The 11473-nt window shown below is 52.6% G+C and carries 7 protein-coding genes and 2 pseudogenes; 6 read left to right on the top strand and 3 right to left on the bottom strand.

Translation table 11 applies throughout. The features are described 5' to 3' along the window. Window positions 1-253: 253 nt before the first annotated feature. Window positions 254-1048: pseudogene (tnpC, locus tag KHP60_RS24265) on the top strand (IS66 family transposase); the annotation flags it as partial. 31 nt (window positions 1049-1079) lie between these two features. On the opposite strand, the gene KHP60_RS24260 reads toward tnpC, so the two are convergent. Next, complete coding sequence (locus KHP60_RS24260; protein ID WP_213566840.1) at window positions 1080-2510, bottom strand: hypothetical protein; 1431 nt, start codon at window positions 2508-2510, stop codon at window positions 1080-1082. 75 nt (window positions 2511-2585) lie between these two features. Then, window positions 2586-4793, bottom strand: a complete 2208-nt coding sequence (locus KHP60_RS24255) for an exopolysaccharide transport family protein (RefSeq protein WP_213566839.1) — start codon at window positions 4791-4793, stop codon at window positions 2586-2588. Window positions 4794-5606: 813 nt separating this feature from the next. Between KHP60_RS24255 and KHP60_RS24250 the strand changes: the two genes are divergently transcribed. From KHP60_RS24250 to KHP60_RS24235, 4 genes are all read left to right on the top strand, one after another. Further along, window positions 5607-7109 carry a GMC oxidoreductase gene (locus KHP60_RS24250; RefSeq protein ID WP_249689103.1) on the top strand — a complete coding sequence of 501 codons (1503 nt, stop codon included), beginning with the start codon at window positions 5607-5609 and terminating at the stop codon, window positions 7107-7109. A 3-nt stretch (window positions 7110-7112) separates the two neighbouring features. Then, window positions 7113-7541, top strand: a complete 429-nt coding sequence (locus KHP60_RS24245; protein ID WP_213566838.1) for a hypothetical protein — start codon at window positions 7113-7115, stop codon at window positions 7539-7541. Window positions 7542-7726: 185 nt separating this feature from the next. Then, window positions 7727-9211 (top strand): lipopolysaccharide biosynthesis protein, encoded by a 1485-nt coding sequence (locus KHP60_RS24240; RefSeq protein WP_213566837.1) that lies wholly within the window; start codon window positions 7727-7729, stop codon window positions 9209-9211. A gap of 54 nt (window positions 9212-9265) precedes the next feature. Further along, entirely contained in the window at window positions 9266-10285 is a 1020-nt protein-coding gene (locus KHP60_RS24235) for a phosphoribosyltransferase family protein (RefSeq protein ID WP_213566836.1), read from the top strand. Between the two features lie 291 nt (window positions 10286-10576). On the opposite strand, the pseudogene KHP60_RS24230 reads toward KHP60_RS24235, so the two are convergent. Continuing rightward, window positions 10577-10783: pseudogene (locus KHP60_RS24230) on the bottom strand (IS3 family transposase); the annotation flags it as partial. Between the two features lie 414 nt (window positions 10784-11197). On the opposite strand from KHP60_RS24230, the gene tnpA reads away from it, so the two are divergent. Beyond that, window positions 11198-11473, top strand: a 276-nt coding sequence (tnpA, locus tag KHP60_RS24225) for an IS66-like element accessory protein TnpA (protein WP_213566835.1), incomplete at its 3' end; no start/stop codon positions are given.

The following is an 11473-nucleotide window of genomic DNA, read 5'->3' as shown; positions in this document are numbered from 1 at the left end:
AAACAGCGGCGCAAACGCTAAAATGATCGCGGCGAAGCGGGCGGGCAGGTGTGGCATGGCGGTGTCTCTTGGCGGGGACACGCCAGCCTACCGCATCGTTCGCTTCGCCGCCTCCAATGCGCTCAGTATGCAGCCCGTCAAATGGCCAAAGTCGAGCTAAGAGTCATCGCGGCTCCTGTCGAAGCATGATTCACTTCGTCTTGTGACCAGCACGACGCAAATCCTCCCCGATGATCCTGACCTGCTCAAGGCCATGCTCCTGGCCGAGCGGGCCCGCGCCGAGCGGCTGGAGCAGATCATCAAGGCGATGCAGCGTCACCGCTTCGGCCGCCGGGCCGAGAGCCTGCCCGAGGATCAGCTGCTGCTCGGGCTGGAAGAGGCCGAACAGAATGAGGCTGCCGAGGACGCCCAACACGAGCAGGCGGATCCGGCCGAGCGTAGAAGCCGCGCGGCTCGGCGACGCCGGAACCGGGGAGCGTTACCGGCCCATCTGCCGCGGATCGAGGCGATCATAGACGTTGAGGATTCGACCTGCCCCTGCTGCCCTAACCTCCTGCACCGCATCGGCGAGGATGTCTCCGAGCGCCTCGATATCGTGCCGGCGCAGCTGCGCGTGCTGGTGGTGCGCCGGCCCAGATACGCCTGCCGCCACTGCGAAGATGGGGTGGTGCAAGCACCGGCTCCGGCCCGTGTGATCGAAGGCGGGCTGCCCACTGATGCCCTGGTCGCGCAGGTGCTGGTGTCGAAATATGCCGATCATCTCCCGCTCTACCGGCAGGCACAGATCTATGCCCGTCAGGGCATCAGCTTGGATCGCTCGACCCTGGCCGATTGGGTCGGGCGAGCCGCCTGTCATCTGCGGCCGGTGCATGACCGCCTGCTGGCGCAGCTGAAGACCTCACCTCGGCTGTTTGCCGATGAGACCACCGCGCCCGTGCTCGATCCCGGCCGCGGCCAGACCAAGACGGGTCAGCTGTTTGCCTATGCGCGTGACGATCGGCCGTGGGGCGGCACGGACCCGCCCGGAGTGGTCTACATGTACGCGCCGGCGTGAGATAGGATCAGAACGCTGCCAAACTTCAAGCTGCCGTAGTTGAGCTGTGAACATATCGATTTCGACGCGTGTAAGAGTACAGGCCTCCCAAACCAACTGCAGTCAGGAGCCCGAATGTAAATGCGCCGCCCTCGCCGAAATCTGGCGAGGTTCCGATCAGGAGCCTGACGATGAATGGTGGTACGAAGGCATAGCGTAAAGCGCTAGCTAGAGCGGCCCCCTCCTGGTCACCCGGAGCGGCTTGCCTCAAGAGAGATTGAAATATAAAGATGGTGTAGAATAGAGCACCGAGCACGCCAGTGCTGCTAAGGACTGCAACGATGTGATTTGATGTCCGTGTTGCGCCGACTCCCACACCAATACCATAGGTATCGGTAAGCGCTCTCAGGGAGACCAACGTCCACATGTTGCGCTCTTCGAATGAGTCAGATTGGGTTTTCTGAAATACCATCCGATCAATGATCTGAATGATACCGTCTAACAAACTTGGCTTGAACAATAGGATGGAAGCAAGACTTACGACAGCAAGCACAACAGCTGAAAACTCAGCTCCAAGATGCCGTCGGCGAAGTCTACTATAACGGGTCTCAAGAAATCGAACTAACCACTCAAACCCTGCTACAACGAAGAACAGTGCGAGACCCACATATGCGGCCGACGAAGTTGACAGCCAAACGCAAAAAACTAGGAGGATCACAACCACCGGCGCATAAATATCGCGAATGCGCGGGCTGCGAATTCCGCGTCTGAGAAAGTATAGGAAGCAGAGCATATTGATACTCAAATTCCCAAACGATGAAGCCTCTGGCATCAGCCCTACTACTCTCTTTGCGCCTTGAACTTCAACATCCACTAACAGAGAATAAGTTGCTGTTCGAAATATATCCAGAAAGGGCTTAATTGGGATATATTGGGATGCATAGTCAAGAGCACCAGTGGCAACCGTCACAATAGAGCCGAATAATATGCCTTGTAAAGCAACTTGACGGTTCTGCTGACATTTGAATAGCTGAGCAAATACAAATACGGCTACAACAGAGATAGTTAGGTACACAAATTGTGAAAAATTTTGCTTGGTCGGGGCAAGTGGTGCAATCGTTGACACATCTCCACGTATTGGAACAATCATAACGTGCCCTGCGAAAAGCCCAGGCATAAATATAGTTGTTATACCCGCCGCTATCCAGAAGGCGAACAGGAACCCAAGCCGGCGCGGATCAATCGCTGATGATATCGCGGTTAAGATGACGCTCTCGTTAGTCAGGGTCTTAAATATTATTAGTACTAGTGTCATCGATGTCGGAATAATCGTTAGGCCACCAAGTGCGGCCGGTGGCACAACCGCGACCGATCCAAAGGAAAAGCTAGCGAAGAAGAGATAAAGCAGGACAGGTCGGTGTGAGACAAGGCCCCAGATTGCAATAGACCAGTACAGAGCAATCGAAATTACTGTCATTCAACTAGCATCCTGCCTTTGATGGGATTGCAAACATCTACCCTGTCAATCTACCGACAAAGGCATTTGCTCAATTCAATTCACGTGTTTCGAACTACCCACCACTTCCATATCGAAGAGCTTCAGCTTCTTCATGTTGACGTCTGCAATAGCAATACCGAGCATTTTTTTATCGAGGATAGAGCTTGAGCGAAGAAGAGACTCAAGGAGCTGGCGCGGTGTCTTCCCCCACTCAACGATGCATGCAAAGCCGTCAACATTCGGCGCTAGGGCACGCGCTTCAGAGATCGGTTCCGCAGGTGGCAAATCTACGATAATAATGTCATATTCAGATTGCCATAGCTCGAATAGCTTACCGTCGGTAAGACGGGCAGCGTCACCAAAAGTTACAGCATGACACGCCGGAAGGAATGACACTCCCGAATCAAGAGTAACAATGGCCTCGTCTACTTGAAGTCGACCCGGACGGATGTCACACAAGGGCGCGGTGATAGTAGGCAGAAGTGCCATACTCAACTGAGAGTCTTGCGCGTCATACTCGACGAGTAGAACCTTGCGGCCGAGGCTTACTTCGGTCTCAGCATAGACAAGCGCAAACGCTGATTTCAGTATAGTCTGTTGAAGCGATGTAACACCCACCACTTGGCCACGACCGACGTGTCGAATATCCAACGCGGTTCTGGTCTTTCGAAGGATATCTGACCAGACATTGTTTTGCTGGGCACAAGTGAGCATCTTGGCACTTGGATTATTCTCTATCTGCCTCCCACGAGACCGATTGGCTTCACATCTCGCAACATAACCCAGAAAGTCGGCCCCCCGGCTTTCAACATCGGCCTTGGATCGGAATGTGCGATCCCGAAGGTCACGCAAAAGGCCAACTCCGCTGCCGGTTCCAAGTCCTAGAAAAACTGCAAGAGCGAGGACTAGCTTGTTATTGGGAAATACTGGACGGCTCGCTACTTCGGGGTGCGAAATTATGCGTCCTGAGTTTATCGAAAGTGTCTGTTGCTGCACTGCTTGTTGGTAGCGGGCCAGATAATCCTGGTAGAGCGAATTGTACGAGGTGGCCCTTTGCTCAAGATTGCGGAGCATGACAAGAGTCGACATATCAGCTTGGGACTGACCAGCAGCCGCATCAACAGCGTCCTGAAGGGACTTTTCTTCCGATTGTGCGATATGGTGGTCCCCACGGTAGGCATCCAAAATCCTTGTTGCCTCAATGGTCAAAAGCCCTGCAAGGCGCTCTTTCTCTCTCACAAGGGCTCGCACTTGTTCATTCTGACTTCCCCAGCTAGCTTCAACCTCCTGTAATCTCGCATCAACTCCATTATATTCCGTCACGAATGACTTGAAGGCTCCTATCGTCGCAGTGTCCGAGGTCGGACCGACCAAACTGATAATTCTGTTTAGATCATTCGACCTGAGCGCATCTTCAAGCACCTGTATCTTTGCAGCACTGCGGGTTACCGCAAACTTCGCACTGATGAGCTGATCGTTTAGCTGGCCAAGCTGCTGATCTGAAACAAGGCGCCCGTTGCTCGACATCAGGTTTTGGTCTGCCCGAAATTTCTCGACCGCGGCGCTGGCTTTAAGTGATTGCTCGCCTAATGTGTTGATTCGGTCTTCGAGCCAGCTCCCGGCATTCTTCATTGCTTCGAAGCGTGCACTCAGTTGGTCCGTTAAATATGCACGACCATAGGCACTGGCTATTTGTTGAGCAGTTTGCGGATCTGGATCCATCGCTGTGATCTCAATCACCAAGCTCTTGCCGACTTGGTATGCTGAAATGCTCTGCAAAACTGTATATTGGGTAGCTGGGTCGATGTTGATCGCTGTGAGTTCTTCCGACGTGACCCTACCAGAGCCCAGCCCCGGTATCTTCACTCGATTTTCGGGAGCCTCGATTCGTAAGTGTTCTGTAGCTGGGTCATAGACTAGTCCTAGATCATAAATCACTCTGCGGGCAATAACATCGGAGTTAATCAAGCTCAGTTGTGTTGAAACGTATTCTTCCGAACTCGTTGGCTGCTGCTCACCAGATATTCTAGCGACAAGCTTGGCGTTTTCCTGATCGAGCAGAATCTGAATGCTCGACCTGTAGGATGGCTCAAGAATCCAGAGCACCCCAACAGCAAGCAATAATGCAGACAGAGCGCCGAGAATGGCGAACGGAAGTAGTCGGCGAACGGTGCTGATGATTCTCGAAAAATCAGCTGCAGGCTCACTGACTTGAGGGTCGAATGTCTGCATCAAACTTGAATTGTTCTGACGATATTCCACTGAGGCTTACTCCATAACAATCAGTTCGTGATGCCGAGGATCATTAGGCCCATAGTGAGAACCACTTAAAACTAGTGCAAACACCGCATGTATATGCCAGACTGGAAACGCCGCAACTCGTCCACCTCTATGACGATTATTGCGTGATTGGCATCACGGCAATGTAAGTCGTTGGCGCAGACTTTGGGTAGAACAACATTACTCGTGCTAGAAACCTGACGCGATCGCAGCCGATAGTAGGCTAATTCGAGATTGCCTGACTTCGTTTGCAGGGACGTGTTCGACTTGACGATCATAGCTGTCACTTAGGACTTCCTAACTTTGATGATAGTCACTTAGTATTTTCTAACTTTAAGTGCACAGCATCGGCTCATTGGCCCAGGAGGGACTTCAATTGCTAGCCTTCTTTTTCCGTTACGCAACTATTCGGAAGCGTGAGAAACGAAGACGCTAGAGATCATCCTTGTATTCATAGATTAAGTAACGCTATTGCATTGGCATTGTATGGGTCATCCGCGCGGACTGAAATAGGATCTTGAAGATAAAATCAGCGTTCTGACATCGTTCGACCATAGATATTCCCAGCTATCTGTACAGTCGCTTAAGAGCGTCTGCGCTTTGCAAGCCTCCGCATGATGACGCTTTTAGGCCATCGTTCAATCACGCCATTAAGAGCTTGAACGCATGCACATGGAATCGCTAACTATCATGTTATCGGCTTATACTGCACTCTTCACAAAGGAGTACCTCAGGAGAGACTATGTTCAACCAAATCAATTCTAAAATATTCGAATCGACTTGCATGACTGAAAGTTGATAGAGTCGCACGCCGAAACCACTGCAATTCGGGCGGGCGAAATTTTGAATATTATAGCAGCGGAAGCAATTGTAGGCGAGAGCTTCGATCTTGTGGTGATAGGATCCGGCTTCGGCTCGTCCTTCTATCTGTCTGAGGCAGTGAAACATGGATTGCGACGTGTGTTAGTTGTCGAATGGGGGGGCGACCACTCTCATGCCTGGCAGCTAGAGCACGGCCGCAACTCCGCAATTTCCAACAAGGATACTTACCACACCAACAGCGATAAGCCATGGAACTACACTATCGCTTTTGGAGGCGGCACTAACTGTTGGTTTGCTCAGACGCCTCGGTTTCACCCAAATGATTTCTCCCTCAACTCGCTTTATGGTGTGGGAGAAGATTGGCCATTGTCCTACAATGAATTAGAGCCGTTCTATGCCGAAGCAGAGGAAATGATGTCGGTTTCAGGCGATCCGGCAATGGCGACAATCATGCCAAGGTCGAAGCCGTTCCCTCAACCGCCTCACAGATTGACATCAGCAGATCGCCTGATGAAGGCAGCACAACCCGACCGCCACTTCGCCATGCCGACTGCGCGGGCACGTGTCCCGATACAAACACGCAATGCGTGTTGCGCGTCGCTACGCTGCCAACTCTGCCCCGCTGACGCAAAGTTCACCGCTCAGAATGGGTTGAAAGACCTTTATGCTCACCCAGGGGTCAGTCTTTGCCTCAATACGCGCGCTACACGCTTCGAAACAACCGGGGATGTGGTCAGTGCGCTCGTTCTCGAGCACGGGGGGCAGGAGTATCGCGTACGAGGAGACCGTTATGTCCTAGGCGCGAATGCTATCCAGAGCCCCGGCATTCTACTGCGCTCCGGAATGGACCATCCACGAACAGGTGTTGGCCTTCATGAGTCTTTTGGGGCAGGCGTTGAAGTGTTCCTTAACGGCCTCGACCATTTCGATGGCAGTACGATCACCACCGGCTTAAACTATCAACTTTACGATGGCCCACATCGTCGTGAGAGTGCGGCGGCTCTGATATACTTTGAGAATCGCTGGACATATGGCTTCCGCCGAGAGCATGGGAGAACACGGCAGACACTCCCTTTAGTGATTGTGACCGAAGATCTGCTGCGATCGGAGAATTGCGTGGTGCTCGAGCATGCATCTGCTAGTCATCCTAATGTGATCTTTGCGGGCGCGTCTGATTATGCAAGGCGCGGTCTTGATCGCGCCCTGAGCCTCTTACCCGAAGTTCTTGCTCCGCTACCCATTGAACGCATTGCATTCCGGGGGATCCGTGCAACCGAATCTCATCTTCAAGGGACACTGCGTATGGGACGCAATCCCGAGGCTTCTGTCGTCGATGAACGGCAGGTACACCACCGCTGGCGCAACCTGACGGTCGTCGGCTCGGCGGTCTTTCCGAGTTGTTCCTGCGCTAATCCTAGCCTCACTGTGGCTGCGCTGTCGCTGCGTGCAGCTCGCCTTGCTGTAGATGGAGCCTAAGGCATGAGGGTTTCAAGACGCACGTTGCTCTTTAGTGCTGCCGCTGCTGCCTTCTGCACTGGCGGAGTGGTTACTTTGGCCTCTTCCAGTGAGAATAACTTTGTGCGAGAGACGCTGGCACGAATGCTAGGGCAAATTCGTATAAGCGATGCTGAGCTGGGAACATTCATCAAGGCCTTTAAGGCGGTCGAAACGGATTTGGACGGGTACAAAAAACAAGTTATCCAGCTTTTGGAGTCTAGCGGCTTGGTATCTGTGATAGACTATGGACCGGCCGCCATACGTGATCGGCATGAGCGCTATGAACGCAACTTGCTCACCAGTTTTCTTCTCTGGACTGACTACCTTGATGCACAGGAACGTGGGAGAGATATAGTGTTCGTTGGATCTGCTGGCTGCATGAATCCATTCGCCAACTTCAGCGGTGATTGATACCTATTAATCTTCACCCCGCTCAGATCCTTTTTCTGCTATACGGTGCAAAAATGGTCGGAGCGGAGTTCCGCCATACTACCCGACCTTGGCAGGGAATTCAGAGAAGTTCCGTAGTTCCTTTTCGAACATGCTACTGAACTCATTTTGGCGTAATAGCACAAAGTGCATGGCTAAGGTCAGAGATGACTTCATTCGATCCACCCTCAGAGTCACTGCGCCGACGCATTGGTCGAGGTATCGCATGGACATTCGCGGGACAAATAGTGCGCGTCGGCACACAATTGGCCTCAGTATTAGTCCTATCGCGCCTCCTTATGCCAGAAGACTTTGGTATTGTGGCTATGTGCAGCCCAGTCTTGGCGTTCACGGTTCTATTCCAGGATCTTGGTCTTAGCCAAGCAACAATACAAAAGGCATCGATAACTCACGATGAAGTTAACTGCCTCTTCTGGATCAACGTCGCAGTAGCGGTTCTGATGGCATTTGCCTTTATAGTAGCGGCGCCATTGGTTGCCAGATTCTACGGGGAGCCACGAGCTGGATTGCTGACACAAGCTTTATCTCTGCAGATTGTTCTGTTTGGGCTTGCTGCACAGCATCAATCGCTCTTAAGCCGACGCATGGAGTTCCAAAAGCTGATGATCATAAACATCGTCAGTGGCGGCGTTGGATTTCTCGCAGCGATTCTAACCGCTATGCACGAACGATCTTACTGGGCGATTTTTGCTGGCACACTTGCGACAGCGACATTCTCTACAGTTGGTGTCTGGTATGCCTCAAAATGGAGACCTACATTTCCATCTTGGCATAAGGATGCCGGGCAAGTCTTGCATTTCGGCGCTGGGCTAACCGGATTTAACTTAATCAACTTCTTTGCCCGCAACCTCGATGGAATACTCATCGGCCGATTTTGGGGGGGGGGCGAGCTTGGATACTATGATCGTGCAAATAAGTTGCTTTTGTTCCCACTGAACCAGATCATGGCTCCTCTTTCCAAAGTAATGATTCCGGCACTATCCCGTGAGAATAACAATCCTGAAAGCTACAGGCGTGCCTATATTAACACCATCTCGATTGTCCTCCTTTTAGTGCTGCCAGGGATTGCTTTTGCTACAGCGACATCTGAAGTTCTAATCCCCGTTCTGCTGGGTCGACAGTGGGCTGATAGTGCTGAGATATTCCGTGCTCTAGGCTTCGCCGGACTGCTGCAAGCTCTAAATAATCCGGCTGGGTGGCTGTTCATAAGTCAGGGCCGGTCCACCGAATTCATGCGATGGGGCTTCATTTCTTCGGCAACCGTTGTTGCGGCTTTTATAGTCGGATTGCCCTACGGCGCCATTGGCGTCGCGATAGCCTATGCTATCGGCGAGTACATTCGCACCCCTCTCCTCTGGCTCTATATTGGGCGGAAAGGCCCAGTGAGAACGAGAGATATTATACTCGCGACAGGGCCATTCATTCTCGCCGGCCATATCGCATTGGCTATGACATGGATGACAAAACATCTCTGGTCTGAGGACCCACTTGTCCTTCTTACTGGAAGCGCGGCTTGCTGCAGCATGATCTATCTAGCCGTTGTAGTTATCTTCTCAAGTGGACGCGACACCTTACAAGACGCTGTATCTACTATCGCTAGTATAACTTCGATGCGGAAGCGAGGCAGTTAAGTTCCAATGTGAGCTTAGCAGGATTAAACTTCAAACTATCGAGGATAATAATCTATGCACTACAGATCCGTTGCCGATCTAAACGACACAATCATGCGGAACTACCATCGCCTTCCGCGGGATATCGATTTGATTGTCGGAATACCTCGAAGCGGCATGCTTGCTGCCAATCTCCTTAGCCTTCTAGCGAATATTCCGATGAGTGATCTCGATAGATTTGTCGAAGGGAAGACCCTTACGTATGGTGTCACCAAGAAATGGGTAGGACTGAACACGGAAGCTGGAGACTGGCGCCGTATTTTAGTAGTCGATGATAGCATCGACAGCGGCCGCGCCATGCGCGAGGCACGTGCTCGAATTGAAGCAAGTCCAGAGGCACACAGGAACGTCATTTACAGCGCAGTTTATGGCGCGCACGACAAACATGACGGAGTCGATTTTATTTTTGAAGTTCTCCCTCACCCACGAGTTTTTCAATGGAACTTCCTTCATCATCGCTTTATCGAGAGAAGCTGCGTCGATATTGATGGTGTACTATGTGTAGATCCAACAAATGAGCAGAATGACGATGGCGCAGAATATGAACGCTTCGTTTCCGAGGCCATACCACTCCTAAGAATAACCCAAAAAATCGGTTATCTCGTCACGAGCCGGCTCGAGAAATATCGCAGCCAGACAGAGGCATGGCTAAAAGCGAACGGGATCAATTATGGACAGCTTATAATGCTTGATCTTCCCTCTGCGGAGGAGCGGCGTCGACTTGCAGCTCATGGAAGGTTCAAGGCCGAATTCTACAAGAATAGCGACTGCATCCTGTTTATCGAAAGCGAGCGGCAACAGGCCGAAACAATAGCTAAGCTATCGGGTAAGCCGGTCTTATGTATCGAAACCCAGCACTTGTTTGTACCAGATAGACTTTCGCTTCCCTATGCAGGTCAAAGTCTGCGAACACTCATACGGAGGGCACAACGAGCAAGACAAGTAGGAATATACGGCTCCCTTCTTAAGCTGGCTGTTCGCCACTCACTTGGTGATCGATTGCTGCGTTCCCTCAGAGGACATGTGCGCTCTTGAATGCCAACAGAATCGCAGTCAGCCTTGTCATGCAGACCGCAAGCGGAGCGTGTATCACGTTTATCAAAGGTTGCGCGATCTAATGGATCGTCTGCCATCGAATCTGGTGTTCTGCTGGCGCCTGTGATCTGGGCTGAGGAAGCTGCTGGCAGGTGCATGCTCCGGAGCCGCCGACGCGATGGATCTGCTCCTTCGCGGAGTGTCGTCGCGGCTGCCGGCGTTTGCCGTCCCACACAAACGGCGTCGGATGCGCATGGATTTACTTCGGTTTAGTGGAGAGCGGTTTTGTGGCTATCCGGCCAACCTTTCGAACTGAACCGGACTGACATAGTCCAGTGTCGAATGACGCCGGACAGGGTTGTAGAAGCCGTCGATGTAACGACCAATTGCCGCCTTGGCTTCAGCTCTGGTCTGGAACACCGTGCGCCAGACCAACTCGGACTTCAAGGTCTTGAAGAAGGTCTCGACCACCGAATTATCATAACAGTTTCCTTTCCCGACATCGAGATCCGGATGGTAAGCACTTGGTGTGCGCCCTCTTGTGAGAGCGCTGTTTGCGCGTGACGTTCTGACCTTAAGGCTCGCTTTAAGGTCAGTAGATTGATGAAGATAGAAGTTCTCGGCACAGAGCGCCGGCGGCGCTGGAGCCTCCGGGACAAACTCCAGATCGTGGAAGAGACNAAGAGCTGTTCAAGGTGCTGTTTACGCGAAAGCCCTGAGCCCCAAGCGGCCGCCTGCTCATCCCGCAGGACTTTCCAATTCCAAGGTAGGAGTTCCTCAAGGCGCTTGGCTGGATGCTCCGGCAGCCGCGCCAGCACGTCAGCCGTATGCACTTGGTGTGCGCCCTCTTGTGAGAGCGCTGTTTGCGCGTGACGTTCTGACCTTAAGGCTCGCTTTAAGGTCAGTAGATTGATGAAGATAGAAGTTCTCGGCACAGAGCGCCGGCGGCGCTGGAGCCTCCGGGACAAACTCCAGATCGTGGAAGAGACGCTGCAACTGGGCGTGAAGGTCAGCGAGGTGGCCCGCCGCCATGGCCTTGCCCCCAGCGTCGTCTTCACCTGGCGCCGGCTGGCCCGCGAAGGGCGGCTTGGCGACGCCGGTCCCGCCTTCGTGCCGGTCGCGATCACGTCCGTCCCAGGGCAGACCACGCCGATAGCATCCCCACCGCGGCGCATCGGACTGATCGAG

Origin of the sequence: Microvirga sp. 3-52 (genome assembly GCF_018383585.1) — a bacterium.
Taxonomy (GTDB): Bacteria; Pseudomonadota; Alphaproteobacteria; order Rhizobiales; family Beijerinckiaceae; genus Microvirga.
This window is presented reverse-complemented; position numbering and strand designations above follow the sequence as displayed.

What these genes read in the sequence shown, in the direction of transcription:
- KHP60_RS24260 (WP_213566840.1), bottom strand. Translation starts at nt 2,510, where the DNA reads ATGACAGTAATTTCGATTGCTCTGTACTGGTCTATTGCAATCTGGGGC.
- KHP60_RS24245 (WP_213566838.1), top strand. Translation starts at nt 7,113, where the DNA reads ATGAGGGTTTCAAGACGCACGTTGCTCTTTAGTGCTGCCGCTGCTGCC.
- KHP60_RS24240 (WP_213566837.1), top strand. Translation starts at nt 7,727, where the DNA reads ATGACTTCATTCGATCCACCCTCAGAGTCACTGCGCCGACGCATTGGT.
- KHP60_RS24235 (WP_213566836.1), top strand. Translation starts at nt 9,266, where the DNA reads ATGCACTACAGATCCGTTGCCGATCTAAACGACACAATCATGCGGAAC.